Source organism: Streptomyces sp. LBL (assembly GCF_029893585.1).
GTDB lineage: Bacteria > Actinomycetota > Actinomycetes > Streptomycetales > Streptomycetaceae > Streptomyces.
Window position 1 is genome coordinate 66,019 of the sequence record NZ_JARXYX010000013.1, and the last position, 18,565, is coordinate 84,583.

15 protein-coding genes are annotated in these 18,565 nt (G+C 64.4%); all 15 read left to right on the forward strand.

The genetic code is table 11. The features are described 5' to 3' along the window. The first annotated feature begins 3 nt into the window (after positions 1-3). The 15 genes from M2271_RS17475 (at position 4) to M2271_RS17545 (ending at position 18,071) form a co-directional block, all read left to right on the forward strand. Entirely contained in the window at positions 4-1,527 is a 1,524-nt protein-coding gene (locus M2271_RS17475; RefSeq protein ID WP_280888157.1) for a phage portal protein, read from the forward strand. Further along, complete coding sequence (locus M2271_RS17480; protein WP_280888158.1) at positions 1,508-3,637, forward strand: hypothetical protein; 2,130 nt, start codon at positions 1,508-1,510, stop codon at positions 3,635-3,637. The genes M2271_RS17475 and M2271_RS17480 overlap by 20 nt, the downstream gene beginning before the upstream one ends. A gap of 387 nt (positions 3,638-4,024) precedes the next feature. Then, positions 4,025-4,657, forward strand: a complete 633-nt coding sequence (locus M2271_RS17485) for a hypothetical protein (protein WP_280888159.1) — start codon at positions 4,025-4,027, stop codon at positions 4,655-4,657. A gap of 22 nt (positions 4,658-4,679) precedes the next feature. Then, positions 4,680-5,078 (forward strand): head decoration protein, encoded by a 399-nt coding sequence (locus M2271_RS17490; RefSeq protein WP_280888160.1) that lies wholly within the window; start codon positions 4,680-4,682, stop codon positions 5,076-5,078. Between the two features lie 16 nt (positions 5,079-5,094). After that, entirely contained in the window at positions 5,095-6,111 is a 1,017-nt protein-coding gene (locus M2271_RS17495; RefSeq protein WP_280888161.1) for a major capsid protein, read from the forward strand. A gap of 243 nt (positions 6,112-6,354) precedes the next feature. Continuing rightward, positions 6,355-6,735, forward strand: a complete 381-nt coding sequence (locus M2271_RS17500; RefSeq protein WP_280888162.1) for a hypothetical protein — start codon at positions 6,355-6,357, stop codon at positions 6,733-6,735. Beyond that, complete coding sequence (locus tag M2271_RS17505; RefSeq protein ID WP_280888163.1) at positions 6,732-7,085, forward strand: hypothetical protein; 354 nt, start codon at positions 6,732-6,734, stop codon at positions 7,083-7,085. The genes M2271_RS17500 and M2271_RS17505 overlap by 4 nt, the downstream gene beginning before the upstream one ends. Next, positions 7,085-7,444 (forward strand): hypothetical protein, encoded by a 360-nt coding sequence (locus tag M2271_RS17510; RefSeq protein ID WP_280888164.1) that lies wholly within the window; start codon positions 7,085-7,087, stop codon positions 7,442-7,444. The genes M2271_RS17505 and M2271_RS17510 overlap by 1 nt, the downstream gene beginning before the upstream one ends. Next, positions 7,437-7,802 (forward strand): hypothetical protein, encoded by a 366-nt coding sequence (locus M2271_RS17515; RefSeq protein ID WP_280888165.1) that lies wholly within the window; start codon positions 7,437-7,439, stop codon positions 7,800-7,802. The genes M2271_RS17510 and M2271_RS17515 overlap by 8 nt, the downstream gene beginning before the upstream one ends. 65 nt (positions 7,803-7,867) lie before the next feature. Continuing rightward, the gene (locus tag M2271_RS17520) at positions 7,868-8,464 is read left to right on the forward strand and encodes a phage tail protein (protein ID WP_280888166.1); all 597 of its coding nucleotides are present in this window, start codon (positions 7,868-7,870) and stop codon (positions 8,462-8,464) included. Positions 8,465-8,568: 104 nt separating this feature from the next. After that, on the forward strand, positions 8,569-8,895 hold the full coding sequence (locus tag M2271_RS17525; protein WP_280888167.1) for a hypothetical protein: 327 nt from the start codon (positions 8,569-8,571) through the stop codon (positions 8,893-8,895). Positions 8,896-8,930: 35 nt separating this feature from the next. Further along, complete coding sequence (locus M2271_RS17530) at positions 8,931-9,305, forward strand: hypothetical protein (RefSeq protein WP_280888168.1); 375 nt, start codon at positions 8,931-8,933, stop codon at positions 9,303-9,305. After that, on the forward strand, positions 9,305-14,590 hold the full coding sequence (locus M2271_RS17535) for a peptidoglycan DD-metalloendopeptidase family protein (protein ID WP_280888169.1): 5,286 nt from the start codon (positions 9,305-9,307) through the stop codon (positions 14,588-14,590). The genes M2271_RS17530 and M2271_RS17535 overlap by 1 nt, the downstream gene beginning before the upstream one ends. A gap of 168 nt (positions 14,591-14,758) precedes the next feature. Beyond that, positions 14,759-16,954, forward strand: coding sequence for a hypothetical protein (locus M2271_RS17540; protein ID WP_280888170.1), 2,196 nt, complete (start codon positions 14,759-14,761; stop codon positions 16,952-16,954). 7 nt (positions 16,955-16,961) lie between these two features. After that, positions 16,962-18,071, forward strand: a complete 1,110-nt coding sequence (locus tag M2271_RS17545) for a DUF5047 domain-containing protein (protein ID WP_280888171.1) — start codon at positions 16,962-16,964, stop codon at positions 18,069-18,071. Positions 18,072-18,565 lie beyond the last annotated feature (494 nt).

An 18,565-nucleotide genomic window follows, 5' to 3' on the forward strand; every position in this document is an offset into this window, starting at 1 on the left:
TTAGTGCCTATCGATGCATCGAAGGTGGAGTCTCCCGGGTGGTGGCTTCAGCGTCTCGGAAAGCAGCTCCTCGACGAGCGTCCTGACAGCCGTCCCGACGAGGACGGCGAGGTGATACCCGGGCTCAACACCCTGCGTCGCTACGCCGAAGGCAAGCCCCCGCTCCCGCACGTCCCGGGCGTCGACCCGCGCGAAGTGCGCGAGTGGATGAAGGACGCGCGAACCAACTGGACGTCACTCGTCATCGACTCCCCAACAGAGCGCATGCACGTCGACGGCTTCCGCTTTGGCGAGCCGGACGACGACAGTGACAGCGCGAAAGTCGCGGACAAGGAGGCGAACCGCGTTTGGCAGGAGAACAGCCTCGACGCTGACGCCGACCTCGTCCACTACGGCGCCCTCTCGCAGCGACGAGCCTTCGTCCTCGTAGAGAAGGGTGACGAGGGCCGTCCAGTCCTCACCCACGAGACACCGCGACAGGTTGCCGTCGAGCACGCGCAGGGTAGCCGCCGGAAGTTGGCCGCTGGCCTGAAGCTCTGGCGTGACGACTGGACCGGCAACACCCGAGCGACTCTGTGGACGCCTGATCGCATCTTCGACTTCACCACGAAGTCTCAGGCGCCCGTCTTCAGCGGCCACTCCGCGACGCTCCGCGGTTGGGACGCCTTCGCGCTTCCCAACTCTGGCGACGGCGAACGCCCCAACGATCTGAAGCTTGTCCCGCTTATCCCGTTCATCAACCGCCGTAACCGTCGGCCGGAAGGCTTCGCGGAGCACGAGGACGTTCTTTCCATCCAAAACCGGATCAACCTGGCGATCATCAATTTGATCGCCGCGATGAAGTACGGCGCGTTCAGGCAGCGTTGGGCCGCAGGCCTGGAGGTCGACGAGGACCCCGTTACGGGGAAGCCAATACAGCCGTATCAGCTCGACATTCGGAAGCTCTGGACCACCGACGACCCCGACGTCCGCTTTGGCGAATTCGCGGCGACGGACCTCGTGCCGTACGTCCGAACCGTCGAGTCAGCCGTGCAGGATCTCGCAGCGATCAGCCGCACGCCCCCGCACTACCTGATCGGGGCTGTTGTGAACGTCTCCGGCGACGCCCTGAAGGCTGCGGAAACGGGCCTGATCAGTAAGGTTCGTGACCGCCAACGCAACTTCGGCGAATCCTGGGAAGCCACGATGCGTCTCGCGTTCCGCGTCCTGGGCGACGAGGAGCGGGCAACGGCATACACCGCTGAGACCGTCTGGCGTGACCCCGAATCGCGAAGCATCTCCGAGCTTGCGGACGCTGCTGTGAAGAAGGCGTCTGCCGGCGTCCCCTGGCGTCAGCGCATGGAAGACATGGGCTACACACCCGCGGAGATTTCCCGCATGGAGGTCGATCGTGCCGCAGACGCGATAAACGCGCAGACGGCCACCGACCCGGCGGCTCCGCAACCGACGAACATTGCCGATGCCCGTGCGGCTCGCGACCAGCGGACCGTGATTGGGCGGGGTGACGATGGCGCTAACGCGGCTTGACCAGCGGTACGGGGCGGCCGTCCGAAGCGTCTGGACGAACGTGTTGGGGCGGACGAACCGTTCCTTCTCCAGTCTGAACTCCTGGCGTGACGCCGACGCATCGAGGTTCCGTCGTCAGACGCTCCCCATCATCCTTGCCGGCGAGCGGCAGATAGCGGCGCTGACGGCATCCTACCTGGAGCAGCTCTACAAGGAAGTGGACTCCGGAGCCGGTCGGATTGCACTCGACCTCGACGCCGTCACGGGGGAGTCCCTCCGCGGTGTTGACCCTGCTGAGGTCTACGACCGGCCCTTCACGGAGATTTACACGGCCCTCTCGAAGGGGGAGCCGCTGGACATCGCCGTCGAGCGTGGCGCACACCGCCTGGAGACGATCGCCAAGACGGATCTTCAGTTGGCGCGGACCCACACGGTTCAGGCTCTGGGACCTGAGTTCCCGAAGTTCGAGTACACCGTCCGAGAACTTCAAGGGGAGTACAACTGCGCACTCTGCCTCGTCGCCTCGACGCAGCGCTACCACAAGCGCGAGCTAGCACCGATCCACCCTGGGTGTGACTGCCTCGTCAAGCTCGTGACAGCGGACGAGGATCCTGGGCAGGTCATCGACGAGGAGAAGCTAGACGCCATCCACAAAGCGGTTGACGACGCGCTAGGCACCCATGACCGCTCGGGCCGTGCCGTTGACTACCGGCAGATCATCGTGTCCAACCAACACGGTGAGATCGGTCCAGTGCTCGGCTTCAACAGCCACAACTTCACGCGTCTAGGCGACGCGGACCATACCGACTCCAGTCACGTCGGCTCTTCTGATTCGCCCGAACCGGCTCAGCACATCGTGGACGAACCGACGGTCAGTGTCTCTGACAGTACGCGTCAGCAGATTGCTGACGTCAGATCCGGACTTCCGACCACGCACGAGGATTGGCTCAACGCTCGATCCGAAGGCGTGGAGCCTGCAAGCCGGCTCATTGATAACCGCATCGCTAGGGTTGGGGCGCGGATCAACGAGCTACAGAAGCAGCGAGAACAGATCGTTGCAGAGAAGGAAGCGGAGTTCAAACGCAGCCGCACGCCGAAGGCGAAGCGCGATGAGCTGCTGGAAGACGCAGTGTGGAGCACGGATCACGAGTTGCAGGACGAGCGCAGCTTCCTGGACGAGCTACGCAAGAAGGCAGCGACGCCGCAGGACGAGCTTCCGTTGCATGAGCGCTATCTTCTTGACGAGGTCCCTGCGAAGGTCAAGTTCGCATACCGCACGGACGCTAGCGGCAGGTTGCTTCCGCCGGAGGAGTACGGCCATCACCTCAACAGCCTCCTCGACGTGGGCCACGCGCTACGTGGCGACCTGGACAACGCATTCCAGGCTGACGCTGAGTTGGCTCACCTCCGCAGTGTCCTCGCGAGCGTAGAAGGGGCTGACCTGGCTGCGGCACGCCGTGCTGTGGTTCAGAGAGAGTCTGCCTTGATCCATACGCTCCTGAGCGACGTCAGGCAGATGGGCGGCACGGTAAACACCCAGGTCGGTACTCCTTCGGGGAACCAACTGCCTGCGCCGTCGGACTGGCCGGAGCAACTCGACGAGGCGTTCAGACACTTTCCGGCTGATTGGTTGGAGAAGATGTCGAACGACACGCTCCACGTCGTTGGGAGCGAGCGTGCGTATTACAGCGCGGGCAACGGGGGATGGCCCGACCTCATGGCACTGTCCACACTCAAGCTCAACTATCACGGTGCGTTCTCCGGCTACGCTGCGGAAATTGCGGCGCACGAGCTTGGTCACCGCATGGAGCAGTACGTACCAGGACTGAAGGAGCTTGAGTACACGCTCATACGCCGCCGTGCCCTGGACAACGACGCGCTTCCCGCTCCGAAGAACATGGCCGACCTCACGGCAGGCTACAACCACACTGACAACGAGATGACCTACGAAGACCACTGGCCGGATCCATACACTGGCAAGACGTATGAGACGTTCCAGCCCGACGACCCGGCCTCCCAACCGTCAGAGGTCTTCCAGGTGGGTCTTCAGGACCTATTCGGACGGGGCCCATACCGGTACGGGGACGAGGAGCTACAAGCCTTCGTGCTAGCCATTCTCGCGCTGCTCTGAGAGGATTGAAAGATGTCGTGGCGGGTCGAATCGAGGACGGAGCCGGGGCGCTGGGTTGAGTACGACGGGACGCAGTGGACTGCGGACCCAGATACCCAGAGCCTCCTGCTGATCGTGCGCAACGATCCACAACCGCTCACGCCCGTCGGCCCGGTCTACACACCTACCGGCCCAAATGACAACGTCGCGTTGTTCCTTGCAGCGACCGGCATCGTCCCCACCCCATCGGTGAGCGGCAGCCCGCCGGCTGTCCCCAAGGTGCCCCCCGTAGCCAGGGGCGTCGTTTACTAGCCGAATACGTCAATTGCCTCTGGGGCTCACGGACCGCCGTGAGCCCCTTTGCCATGCCCGACATGGGCGCAGCTCATCCCGACAGGGGAACACCACATGCCTCGACGCACTCTCGCGCGCCGCAACGCGCTGCTCACCTTCTCCGCCCAGCCCTGGACCCTCTTCAACGAGGGGGGCGACGGTGGTGGGGGAGGCGCTCCGACCGTCGGCGAGCACGGTTACCCCGACGGTAAGCCCGTCGCGGAGATGGAGCCTGCTCATCAGGTCGCCTACTGGAAGCACCACGCCCGCAAGCACGAGCAGCGTGCGAACGCTGCCCCTGACGCTGCGGAGCTGGAGCGACTGCGCGCGGCTGAGACGGAGCTGAACACCCGCAAGGCTGCGGAGCTGAGCGAGACCGAGCGACTCCAGAAGGAGCGTGACGACGCTGCGGCAGAGGCTGCGACCGCGAAGGCAGAGCGTGACGCCGCTGCTCGCAAGGCACTCGTCCTCGAAATCGCCGCTGACAAGGGATTGACGCCCGCCCAGGCTGCCCGCCTCCAGGGCTCCACGAAACTGGAGCTGGAGGCAGACGCTGACGCGTTGAAGGCACTGTTCGGCGCCACTGGCGGAGGCACCTCCAGTGGCTCCACGCGATCCGGAGGCAACCGCGGAGGCGACGTCGGCGGATCCACGAAGACCGTGAGCGCGGGCGCGGACCTGTACCGCGAGCGTCACGCGAAGAACTGACCAACCCTTCAACGGAGGACACATGAACCTCGGGCAGATCACTGAGACTTTCTCTCAGGACAAGCGGGACTGGCTCCAGGGCGAGCACGGGACGGATATCGCTCCGTCGGTGACCCTCGACGTCAGCAAGTTCACCGCCGGCACCCACTACCCAGACGGCTACATCAAGAGCGGTATTCCGCTCGGCAAGATCACCACGGGCGGCAAGTACGGCCCGTACGACGACGCGGCTTCCGACGGTCGTCAGACCTGCGTCGGCTTCCTCTTCACGAGCGTCGAGGTCGTTACGCGACGGGGCGCAACGCTCTCGTCCGCGGTCGGCTCCATGCTCGTTCACTGCGCGATCCGGGAGGCCAAGCTCCCCGTCGCTGTCGACGCCGCTGGCAAGGTCGATCTGGCCTCCCGCGTCATCTTCGTCTGAGAGGTAACCACCAACTATGCAGCTCATTGACGAGTTCGCGACTCCCGCGGAACTCACCGGATACGCGCGCGCGGCTCTCGCCGACCGACCGGAGAACGAGCAGAACCTTGACCGGTGGCTCCCCAACCGGACCATCAACGATCTTTCGTACCGCTTCACCCGGGGCGGAGGCGGCCTCACTGAGGCAGCCGTGTTCCGCGCCTACGACGCGTCGTCCGACGTCGGCACTCGGCCAGGTGGCGCGCGTGTGAGCGGCGAACTGCCGCCCATCTCGCGCAAGATCCCGGTCGGGGAGTACGAGCGCATCCGGCGCCGGAACGTCGACACGCAGAACGCGGAGATCCGCGACGCCATGCTCGACGACGGTGTCCGTCTGGCCCGTCAGATCGAAGCCCGACTGGAGCTTGCGCGCGGTGAGGCTTTGTTCTCCGGTGCCGTGAACCTGAACGAGAACGGTGTTCAGGCGTCGGTCGACTTCGGCCGCAACGCAGCGCACTCCGTGACGGCTTCGACTCCGTGGAGCACCGTCGCCACTGCGGACGCGTACGGTGACCTGTCGTCCTGGCTGGACACCTACAACGCCACGAACGGTCGCCTCCCGGCGTACACGCTCATGTCGCGCACCATCTACAACTGGCTCCGCCGGAACGTCGGCCTGACGAAGCTCGCGAACTCGACGAACCCGCCTACGGTTCTGACGCGCGACGGACTGAACACGGTCCTCGGTGACTACGACATCCCGCCGGTTCTGATCTACGACGCTCAGGTCTCCGTGGGCGGCGTGGCGACGCGAGTCACTCCCGTCGACAAGATTCTGTTCCTCCCCGAGTTCGGCGACGCCGTGGGGCAGACCCTGTGGGGCGTCCCCGTCGAGGCGGACGACCCGCGGTACGGCCTGGCCGGCGACGCTGCGGGTGTGGCGGTCGGTGGCTACAAGAGCGAGGATCCGCAGACCGTGTGGACCCGCGCGGTTGCCATCGCGCTGCCCGTTGTCGCTGCGCCGGACCTCACCTTCCAGGCCGACGTCCTCTGATCGAAAACGCGAGGCATTCACGCATGGCAACCCTGGCAGCGAACGTCCACGTGACTGACGAGCGGGGCACAGCCCACGTGTTCGGCCCCGCGGACGAGGTCCCCACGTGGGCTCAGGCACTCATCACGAATCCGAAGGCATGGGCGGAGGCTCCAGCGCTAAACGTTTTGCGCACACCGGAACCCGCGCCCGCGCCTAAGGCACCCGCGAAGCGCGCGGCGCCACGGCGGAAGGCGGGCGGCAGTGGCACTGTTCGAAGCGAGTGAACTCCGTACGCTGCTAAAGCGACCGCTCACCGACGACGAATGCGCGCTCGCCCACGACCTCACTGAAGACGCGCTTTACGGTGAGGTCGGGAAGCGGCTGACGGACCCGCCGCAACGTGGCGTCAAGAGCGTCGCGCTGGCCGTCGCCTGCCGAATCCTGACGAACCCTTCTGGGGTCCGGTCGGAACAGGCAGGCGGCATGCTTGTGTCCTACGCGGACTCAGAGACTGGCGTGATGCTCTCGGAGGACGAGCGCAAGCGGATCCGGCGTATTGTCGGAATGTCCTCCGGCGCCTCGTCCCTCGACATTGCTCCGACGGACGCCACTTCGTGCGTCACGGTGTGGAGGGCGACATGAGCCTGATAGCTCAGCTCATGTCGGAGACGCTCATCATCGAGCGTCCGGGTCCACGAGTCAGGGACTCCACTGGGTCGTACATTCCGGGTCCGCCCGTTCTGATCACCGTCACGAACTGCGCGATCATGAGCCCCTACGGCGTCACGGTCGGCAGTTCGTCGGAGACGCAGGACGCATCGATGACCGTAGAGACGCGACGAATTTTCGCCGCTCCTCTCGGCACTGACGTTAGGCCGGCGGACCGCATCCTTCGTGAGGCGGAGAAGTGGGAGGTCGTCGGTGAGCCGCTGATCTTCCCCTTGACGTCACTCGCGCGCGTCGAGGCATCCGTGAAGCGGGTGACTGGCTGATGGCGTACCGATCGAAGTACCACGGTCGCTATGGCGGTATCGGCGCGATGCTCTCGCGGCCGTGGCTCCAAGCCCCGTGCGTTGCTGCTGCGGAGAAGCTCCAAACCATCGCAGAGGGACGCGCCCCGGTGGGCGACCCGAACGAGGACAGTCACCCGGGGCTCTACAAGTCGTCGTTTGCTGTCGTGCCGATCACCAAAAACGTGCCCTTCCGTGGGCAGCCTCGAAGGCGTGCCGGCGCGCGGGTGCTGAACAGCGCTCGACACGCACGGATTCTGGAGTACGGGAACAGCCTGACGCCGCGATACGCGATCTTCCGGAAGAGCATCGACGACCTGAAGGCGGCGCACCGTGCCTGACATCGAGGCCGTACTTCCGCATTGGGCAGAGTCGACGTTCGGTGTCTTCAGTGCGTCCGAGACTCCCGGCGACTTGGAGGAACTCCTCCCCGTCATCCGCATCGAGCGGGGCGGGGGAGACGACGAACGTTTCTCCGTGCACCCCCGGGTGTACGTCGACGTCTTCGCGGCCACAGCCGACGAAGCGCGGACCCTGGCAAACAGCCTGCGTGACGCACTCCTCGCCCTCCGCGGCCCGGTGAACGGCGCAGTGATCCGGCACGTCCGGTGTGACTCCGGACCCTCCCGGCAGCCGTGGGCAAACGAAGCCGTCCACCGTCGAGGCGCCACGTACACGGTGAGCCTCCGAGACGCGTAAACCACTGACACTCTGACCCGCCGTCGACCGAGACGCGCGGGTCTCTCGTATGCCCTGGAGGGCTCATGGCGGACACCCGCAATGCCGATCTGACCTATGGCGCAACTGACTACCTTGTCTACATGGCGGCCGTGAACACGACCGCTCCGACCGGCTTCACGGACCCTGCCACCCCGTGGCAGATGCTCGGATGGGTGACCACCGACGGCGGCCTCTTCAAGATCGAAGAGGAGTCGAAGGACATCGACGCCGCCGGCTCTTTGGAGCCGATCCGGACCCTGATGACCAAGAGCACGAAGTCACTTCAGGTGACGTTCCTGGAGGGTCTGAACCCGCTCGTTCGGAGCCTGTACGACAACGTCCCGGTTCTCTCCCTGAAGCCCGACGCGACGTCGGGTGTGGCGAGTTACGACCTCCCCGCCAAGCCCAACGATCTCCGCTACGCCTACGTCTTCGACTCGATGGACGGCGACAAGCGCATGAGGCTCTTCATGCCAAACGGCAAGGTCGTGGAGCGCGGCGACGAGCAGCCGCAGACGCAGGATGTCATGCCGGTACAGATGACGTTCCGCTTCTACACGGGCACTTCCGGTGCGGCCGTCAAGCGCTCCATCGACTACGGCGCCGTCGACGTCAGCGGCTTCTTCCCCGCTGGCGGCTGACGCCAATGACTAGCGGGACCCCGTATCTGCGCGGGTCCGGGGTCCCGCTTCACACCTGATCTACCGACCCGCGCCAGAACCACAACGACTTAGGAGACCCGCGCATGTCTGAGACCACCACCACCCCCGCTGAGGCGCAGGAGATCGAGGCGAACGGCGAGTTCGTCACAGCGAAGCTGGGGGAGGCGACGCTCCGCGTCAAGACGATCGAGCACTGGCGTCCGTCGTACCTGCGGGCTCTCCGTCAGGGCGACTACGACGCGTGGGCGGAGGGCGCACTCCACCCAGACGACGTGACGGCGTTCATCGACGCTGACGCTACCTTCGCGGAGATCAACGACTTCACCTCCTCGGCCATGGAATCCGCCGGGGAGACCCCGGGAAAGTCTGGAGCACGTACGCGATCCTCCAGGACCACGCGGAAGCGCTAGAGGCCGACATACCGCGGTACTACCCCGGCGCGCGAGTGCTGGACCTGTACCGCGGAGGGCTTTCCATTCGGACACTGCGCATCTGGATTGAGCATCTCCCTCCGGAGTCCGCGACGAAGACGGCACTCCGCAACGCCATTCCCGCGGAGGTGCTGGAGCAGTCGACCGATGAGGGCCGCCCAGACCTGGCCCCGTGGAGCGGCACAGAAACGCTCCTCGCGGCTGTGAAGGACGAGATCCGCATCCTGCGGTTCACGCTCCTCGCCGTCAACGGCAACAAGGCGCCTGAATTCACACCCACACCACGCCCCGGCATTCCGCCGAAGTCCGCCGCTCAGAAGCGGGGCCTGACAGACGAGCAGCGCCGCGCGCTTGACCCGCGGCTGAGAAACCAGCCGAAGGAGGCGTGATGGCCGACTTGGACATTGTTGGTGGGGCAGCGGTCGACGTCGTCCCGATCGTCCCGAACTTCCACACGAAGCTGAAGACTCTGGTCCTCCCCATCGCTGACAAGGTCGGCGAAGAGGCGGGGAAGCGGATGGGCCAGGCGATGTCTGACAACATCGTCATCGCCATTCCGCAGGCCATCAACCAGGGCGGTAAGGCGGGAGTCCGGGTAGCCGGTAAGCAGGGCGACGACGCGGGCGGGGCATTCTCCCGGTCCCTCCGGCGGAAGCTCGAAGCGGCGTTCAAGGCAATGCCGAAGCTCGACGTGAAGTTGGGCGATACCGGCGTTGACGCTGAACTTGCCCGCATCCGGTCCAAGCTCGAAACGCTGTCCAACAAGCGCGTAGGCATCGACGTCTCTGCGGAGGCCGCGGAAGCGGAAATCGTCCGCCTGGAGGCGCAGCTCCGGGAACTGGGCGCGCAGCACCCGAACGTTCAGGTCCGCGCGGACACCGCCACTGCTCGCGCTGCCCTCGCGGAGATCCGCGCAGAGATAGCGTCCGTTGGCGGCCGACAGGACGTCACTCTGGAGGTTGACGGCGCGTTCGGTGCCAAGCTCCGCGCGGTGGTGGCGGAAGCTCAGGCGTCTATCCCTGACATCAACATCGACGCCGACACAACGCCTGCCCGCGCAGAGGTGCAGGCCCTCCGCGAGCGTCTGGCTACCCTGTCGGACGCTCGCATCGGCATCGATATCGACGCCCGCGCGGCAATGGCTGAGATCACCGCCATTCAAACGCGGCTCGAAATCCTGAGCATTCAGCGCACGGACATTGACGTGCGCGTCGATGCCGCACAGGCTGCCGCCAAGCTGGCAGCGCTGAAGGCCATGGCGGACGACACGAAGCTCTTCCGCATTACAGCTCTGGCCGACACATCACAGGCAACGTCCGCCCTGATGGGCCTTGGCGTTCAGCTGGCTGTCCTGACGGCCATCCCTCTTGGCGCCACGCTTGCCGCAGGTATCGGCGCAATCGCATCCGCAGCCGTAGCGGCCGGCGCGGGGATCGGTGCCCTGACGCTCGCCGCAGTCCCGGCCATCAAGGGCGTAACCAGCGTCATGCAGCTGAAGACGCAGGCGGACAAGGAAGCCGCGAAGGCGACGGACAACTCAGCATCCGCCAACGTCCGGGCCGCTCAGAGTGCCCTCCAGATGGCGAGCGCGCAGCAGGCTCTAACCTCCGCGCACCGTAACGCCGCACGCTCCATCGCGCAGTCCAACCGCCAGGTGGAAAACGCGGAACGAGCCGTCGCGCAGGCTGTACAGCGTGCGGCCGATCAGCGGCGCCAGTCCGCGGAGAACGTGGAGCACGCGGAGCAGTCCCTAGCTGACGCTCACCGGGGTGTGCAGCGTGCAGAGCAGTCGCTTGCCGATGCTCACCGGGGCGTTCAACGTGCAGAGCAGTCACTTGCCGACGCTCAGCGCCAGTCGACGCAGGCGCAGGAAGACCTTACGCAGGCTCGCGCGGATGCCGCTCGTCAGCTAGCCGACCTGAACGACCAGTTGGAGCGCGGCAAGCTCGACGAGCGTGACGCAACCCTCCGCGTCCAAGAGGCGCAGGAGGAGCTGAATCGCACTCAGGCGGAATACGACGCCGGCAGGGCGACGGATCTCCAGATGGAGCGTGCACAGCTCGCCTACGATCAGTCGGTTCAGGCTGCCAAGCAACAGAAGAAGGATTACGCGCAGCTCCAAAAGGATGCAGAGGCCGCGAAGAAGGCAGGCGTCGACGGCAACGACGCCGTCAAGCAGGCAACTGACAGGGTTGCTGACGCCCAGCGCAACGTCCAGGACCAGACCCAGGCGGTTGCTGACGCTCAGCGGGGCGTCCGGGATCAGACCCAGTCGGTAGCCGACGCTCAGCGCAACGTGCAGGACCAGGTGGAGGCAGTTGCCGACGCTCAGCGCAACGCAGCACGGGCGCAGATTGAGTCTGCGCAGTCCGTTGCCGACGCTCAGCGCTCCCTCTCGGACGTCGTGGCGAACGCAGCCAACACACAGGTGCAGGCGGCCGAGTCCATCGCGTCCGCGGAGCGAGGCATCGAGTCGGCACGACTGTCGAGCATCAACACGACGGTCAAGGCTGCGACGAAGGCGGATGAGTACCGTAAGGCACTCGCGAAGCTGACGCCCGAACAGCGCGACCTTTACGACTCCATCGCCGGCCCGAAGGGGCTGACGGCAGCCTTCAAGGCGTGGTCGAAGGAGCTTCAGCCTGACGTCCTCCCGCTGTTCACGCGAGGCGTCGACGGCGCGAAGAACTCGCTCCCGAGTCTGACGCCGATCGTAAAAACCGCCGCAGACGCCATCGGGGATCTGATGGACCGCGCTAGCGCGGAGCTGAAGAAGCCCTTCTGGCAGGATTTCAAAAAGGATATCGAGAAGAGCGCTAAGCCCGCGATCGTTGGTCTCGGCATCGCCTTCGGAAACATCCTCAAGGGCATGGCGGGAATCGTTGATGCATTCCTCCCGCACATGGACGGCATCTCGCTGACGATGCAGCGCATCACGAAGCGGTTCGCTGACTGGGGATCGAATCTCAAGGGCTCTCCGGAATTCGAGAGATTCCTCCAGTACGTCAAGGATACGTCTCCGGGTGTCGCTGAGTTCTTGGGCGACCTGATGAGGACGACACTAGACCTTGCTCAGGCACTGGCCCCAATGAGTCAGGTGGCAATGGGCGTGGTTAAACCGCTACTCGACGGGCTGTCGTGGGTGTCGAACAACGCTCCTGGCGTAATTCAGATCCTTTGGGGCCTCTACGCGGTTCACAAGGCAGTTCAGTTGGGAATGGCCGCCTTCGCCGTCGCCATGGGGGTTTATCAGGTAGCTATAGCGGGAGCGACGCTAGTCACTTCCGGATGGGCCGCAGCAATCCAGGCGACTGGAATTGTTCCAGTCATTGAGGCGATCGTCCTTGCGGTTGCACTCCTCGCAGCTGGCATTATCTGGGCATACAAGAATGTCGAATGGTTCCGGATTGCCGTAGACGCATCCTGGGGTGCCATCAAGAAGGCAACCGTCGGGCTCTGGGAAAACGGTCTGAAGCCCGCTTTCGACGGCCTTTCGGCTGCTCTGAAGGTAGTCGGTGACATCGCGGTATGGCTCTGGAAGACAGCGTTCGTCCCCGCCTTCGACGCAATTTCGCTGGCAGCCCGGATCTTCGTCGCGGTGCTGGTCACGCTCGTGTTCACGCCCATCCTTCTGGCAGGCAGGCTGGTGGGAGTCCTAGCAATGTGGCTGTGGACGGACTGTTTCAAACCGTCGTTCGAGAACATCGCGGCACTCGCGCAGTGGCTTTGGTCGACGGTTCTTCAGCCGGTATTCGGCTGGATATGGAACGGCATAAAGTGGGTCGGCGATAAGTTCGTCTGGCTCTACAACAACGCCGTTGCTCCCTCCGCAGGGTGGATCGCCGAGAAGGCAAAGTGGCTCTGGGATAAGGCGCTCGCTCCTGCATTCCGATTCATCTGGGACGGGCTACGGTGGGTAGGCGAAAAGTTTGCTTGGCTGTACGACCACGGCGTAAAGCCGCCTGCCAACTGGATAGCCGACAAGGCAGCCTGGCTGTACGACAAGGGTCTGAGGCCAGCGTTCGACAAGATAAAGACTGCGGTCGGTCTTGTCGCTGACGCCTTCAACACGGCGAAGAAGGCAATCGGAATCGCCTTCGGTAAGATCTCCGATATCGCCAAAAAGCCCGTGAACTTCATAATCGAGTGGGTATACACAAAAGGGATTAAAGCGGTCTGGGATCGCGTAGCTAAATACGTGAGTCTGGACCCGCTTCCAGCAGCTCCTAAGCTCCTGGAGGCGGGCGGTACAGTCGGTAACGGCTGGGGCCCCGCAGTCCCGATGAAGACGAACAAGCCGACGGCAATCGTCGGTGAGGGTAACCCGCGCTATCCCGAGTACGTCATTCCGACCGACCCGAAATACCGGGCTCGATCACTCGCCCTCCATCGTCAGGCGGGAACTCAGCTCCTCGAATCCGGCGGCATTCTGGGCGGCTTCGAGGCTGCATGGGACTGGACGAAGGACACCGTCTCTGACGTCGTCGGGAAGGGAATCGACTGGGCGAAGGCGGGAGCTGATCTCCTCGTCAACCCGTCGAAGATCTGGAACACGCTGACGAAGCCGATCCTCTCCAAGGTTGCGGACGGCGTTGGAACCTCCCCAATGGGCAAGGCTCTGACGCGAATCCCGACCAAGATGGTTGGCGGGCTGAAGGACAAGATCGTAAACGCGGTCTCGTCCATGTTCTCCGGCGGAGGCGCTGGAGGCGGGCAGTGGATGAAGCCCGTCGACGTCCCCTACGGAACGAAGTTCGGCGTAGCCGGGTCGATGTGGTCGTCCGGGCATCACACGGGCCTGGACTTCCCTGCTGCCGTCGGCACGGCCGTGAAGGCGGTAGCCGCGGGTCGCGTCTCGATGGCGACGTCAGGCGGACCGTACGGCAACCACATCATGATCGACCACGGTGGCGGCCTTCAGTCCCTCTATGCGCACCTCTCCAAGATCCGCACCACGGTCCCGAAGGCGCAGAACGCTGGCGACCGCATCGGTGACGTGGGCGCGACGGGCAACGTCACGGGTCCTCACCTCCACCTGGAGGCGAGGCTCAACGGAAAGCCAGTCGACCCCATGAAGTACCTGACGGGCGGAGGCGGAGGCTTCAACGCCAACGCCGTCGGAGCGGCGCAGACGTACGCCAAGAGCATCCTCGGCAACTACGGCTGGGGTGCGTCCCAGTTCGGACCGCTGAAGAAGCTGTGGCAGGGCGAGTCTGGATGGCGCTGGAACGCTGAGAACCCGTCGAGTGGTGCCTTCGGAATTCCGCAGGCTCTCCCGGGCTCGAAGATGGCGTCGGCTGGCGCGGACTGGCGGACGAACTATCGGACGCAGGTCCGGTGGGGCTTGGGCTACATCAAGAACCGTCCCGACTACGGGTCGCCGGCATCCGCCTATTCCAAGTGGATGTCTCGATCCCCGCACTGGTACGACGACGGCGGATACCTCCAACCGGGGCTGAACCTCGTCGCGAACGGCACCGGAAAGCCAGAGCCCGTGTTCACGTCCGGCCAGTGGTCCGACGTCAGGGCCGCGAAGGGCGGAGGGACGACGCAGGTTCACGCCAACGTCCGCGTTTTCGTGGGTGACCGCGAGATCACGGACATCGTCCGGACGGAGATCAACACGTACGACTCCGAAACCGCTACTGACCTCGACAACGGAAGGTGGGCCTGACGTGCCTGATGAACTAGCCGAAGGCGAAATGGTTCCGCCGATCAGAGACTACGAGTCGGAGGAGGTGACGCCGGAACCGCAGCCGGAGCCGGCGACACCTCCGTCTGAGGACGGTAGCCCGATCATCTCCGGCCCCACATACCCCGCTCCGGGGGAGGTCGACGGGTAGTGGCCATAACGGGCAACTTGCTGCCAGCCAACGCGGAGAGCGTCGAGACTGACGCCTCCGCGTGGGTGGCCCTGACCAACTCCACGAACCCCCTCCAGGCCAATGGCGGAACACTCGGCTCGAAGTCGATGAACTTCAGGTCTATCGCGGCGGGTGACGTCCAGATCGGACTAGCCGCGCGAGTGACTGTCACACCTGGCGCGGAGCACTGGGCGTGTGCGTCCGTCTTCCCGCCGGGCGTCGGGGCTATGTCCCGGATCGAGATACGCTGGTACACGGCTGGCGGATCCTTGATCAGCACGTCAGCGGGTCCATACGTCACGGCTTCTGCGGCTACCTGGCATCAAGTCGGCGCGGTAGGTACGGCCCCAGCCAACGCCGCTAAGGCTGATGTAGTCATCCGCCCGAACGCGTCTGTCGCGAACCAGAGTTGGTTCGCGGACCGCATATTTCTTGGGCTCACTGCCGTATCGACGGGGAACTTGCTGCCGTTCAACACAGAGACGGCGGAGGTCGACGCTAGCGGGTGGTTCGCGGCGACGAACTGTTTGCTCTCCGTATCGACGGCTGCCTTCATGTGGTATCAGTCCCTGTTGGTGACGTCCTCTGCTGCTGGTGCCGTCATGACGCGCACAGCTCTATCGCAGGCTCCCACCGTCACTCCAGGCGTGGAGTACGTGGCCTATGCCTACGTAACACCTAGCGTCTCCGGCCTTCCGCTCGATATCCGGATCTACTGGCGCGACGCCAGCGGGACGGAGATCAGTTCTTCGTCGTCGACATGGACCCCAGCCACAAGCCAGTGGACGCGGGTCGCTGTCGTCGACACGGCGCCGCCCAACGCAGCCGCCGCGCGCATTGCCGTTGCTCCCACCGCTACGGCAGCCGGACAGCAGTGGGCAGTGGACCGTGCTGTCTTGGCGCCAACGAGCGCGCTCATGGTGTCGGGCAATCTGCTGCCGTACAACACGTCAGACTTCGAGGTCAATACGTCCGGCTGGACGATAACGGGCGGCACAAGTGCCCGGACGGCGGAGCAAGTCCTCACCGGCAGCTACGCAATGAAGCTAGTAGCCGGTGGTGGCGACGTCGTAGCCACGATCACGACACCTGTCACTGGGATCGTGGAGGGGCTGGGCTATCAGTTCGCGCCGTGCCTGTACCAGACCATTGCTCGCACCTATCAGACCCGGATTGAGTGGCTGAACTCGGCGGGTGATGCAGTGCGTACACGGTGGCAATCGTGGGCGTCATCGCCGGGCGGATGGCGTGCCCCCGCCATGGGTGATCTCGCCCCTGAGGGTGCTGCGTCGGTGCGGCTCAGCCTGATCGTTCCCGATGCTGCCCTTGGTGAAGTCCTCTATCTGGACCGCGTCCAGTTGACCCTAGGTGGTCTGACCGTCAAGGCGGAAGCAGCTGGAGGCGGAGGAGCTGCCATTACCCTGCGCGGCCTCACGACAGGCGGCCCCACCTACAACTGGTCGTTGGTCCGCATTGTTACCGGCAGTGGCAGCCTGCCCGTTCGCGGCTGGACTGGCGACCTGACTTCGCAGCCAGTCATTGGGGATATCGCCGTGGCCAGGGACTACGAGGCGCCCCTAGGCGTCCCCGTTCAGTGGCGCGTGATCCTCACGGACGCCGGCGGAGTCGTCCGTCTGACGTACACGTCTGACCCGATCACCCTCGATGCGGAGATCACGGATGTCTGGCTGAAGGATCCGGGCCTTCCTCAGAGATCCGTCAAGGTCACCGTAGCTACTCCCATGCCAACATGGGCAACGCCCGCGCGACAGGGTGTGAGCCGCGTGCGTGGGCGTCGGCTCCCTGTGGTCATCAGCGACGTGCGCGGAGGCAAGACGGGCGACCTGACGGTTGTCACGGAGACCACCGCGGACCGGGAGGCCCTTGACTGGGTGCTCGCGTCCGGCAGTCCGCTCCTCCTCCAGTGGCCTCCCGGGTGGGGCGAAGAGGACATGTACGTCTCCATCGGCGATGTCCAGGCGGCTCCCGTCGTCGACTACTCCGAATTCCATGACCGCACTTGGGTCCTTCCGCTGACTGAGGTTGACCGCCCGATCGGCGGCGTCACTGGCAGCGCTGACCGCACCTGGCAGACCGTCAAGGACGACGGCTCGACGTGGTCTGAAGTCCTGTCCGGCGCCACGACGTGGCTCGACGTCTACTCCGGAGCGTGAAGCACTGATGTACCCGGTCAGCTCGACGTTCCTGAAGACCCTCGCAACGTCACACACGATGCTCGCGAAGGTCGACGTCTACTTCAACGGACAAATTAAGGTGGCCAACCTCCCGTTCGACAGTGGCTCAGTCACCGTCGATCGCGGGAGCAAGACCCGCCGGACGATCTCCCTGACGGTCTCCGATCCGAAGTACATGCCGTGGCTGGAGACTGACCAGCTGGCGCCCTACGGTCAGCAATTGGTTGCCTCGCGTGGGATCCGCTACTCCAACGGTTCGGAGGAGTGGGTCCCGCTCGGGACTTTCCGTCTCAATGAGCCTGGCGGAGACGTCCACTTCGGACCGATCAGCGTCACGGGCGCCTCTATGGAATGCGCCGTCATCGACGACAAGCTCCTTTCTCCGACGACTACCCGGGGATACGGAGGATGCGTCGACGCCATAGAGGCGTTGATCCGGCAGACGATTCCCCTGGCGACGATCGTCAATCGCACGTCCGGCGCACGTAACCCACCATGTGCCGTGGCTACGTGGGATGCGGGCTCCGACCGTTGGGACGCCGTTCAGCAGATAGCGCGCGCCATGAGTGCTGAGATCTACGTCGACGCGCAGAACCGGTTCGTAGTCGTCGATCTTCCCGACGTTATAAACGGCACCGTTGCGTGGGACATCGCGGAGGGAGAGGGGGGAACGCTCATCTCCTCCACGCGCTCCATGCCAAGAACGGGCGTTTACAACTGCATTGTAGCGTCCGGAGAGAATGCAGCATCCGGAGTCGCTCCGGTTAGCGGATTCGCGAAAGATCTGGAGCCGACAAGTCCTACTAGGTGGGAAGGACCATTCGGGCGAGTTACAAAGTTCATTTCGTCGGCTCTGTGGATCAGTGCTGCCGACTGCACTTCGGCAGCTGAGTACGCCCTGTTCGACGCTACGGCGCCGAATGTGCAGACGTCCCTTGACTCCCTTCCTAATCCCGCATTGGAGGGCAACGACATCATCCGCCTCATTCACGCGGGACGGAAGGAGCGTTACCTCGTGCAGTCGCTGACCATCCCGCTGACGGCCGACGGCGCCTTCGCAATGGCCCTCCGCGGAGGGAAGGAGGAGGCGGCATGAGGCTCTCTAAGCGGCTCATCGATGCAGTTCAGCGCCTTGCAGTCCAGACCGTCGAGCAGCGCGGAGCCTCCTGGGGACTAGCCTCCGTGAGGGCCGTCAACGGGGACGGCACGGTCAACATCTCGACGGCTCGCGGCCCTGTCGACAGGGTCCGCCGGCTGAAGTCGTATTCGGCTCCAGCCGTGAACGACGTCGTCAAAGTATCACGCAACGCGGACGGCAATTGGATTGTCGACGGAGCGCTTGCGTAAGTCGGAGTTCATGATGCGCAGGAGGCGCCTTAACTATGCCCAGAAGTGACGCATACAGTCAGGGAGTTCAGTATCCGGTAATGGGAGACGCGCCGGATATGGAGGTCGCGACTCAGACGATCGTAAACGGGGTCGTTCCCAAGATCGTCATGCGTTTCGCCGATGCCAACGCGAGGGCCGCAGCGTTGTCCGGCTCAACGAAGCCTGTTCCCGGAATGCTGACGTACCTGATCGCGGAAGACC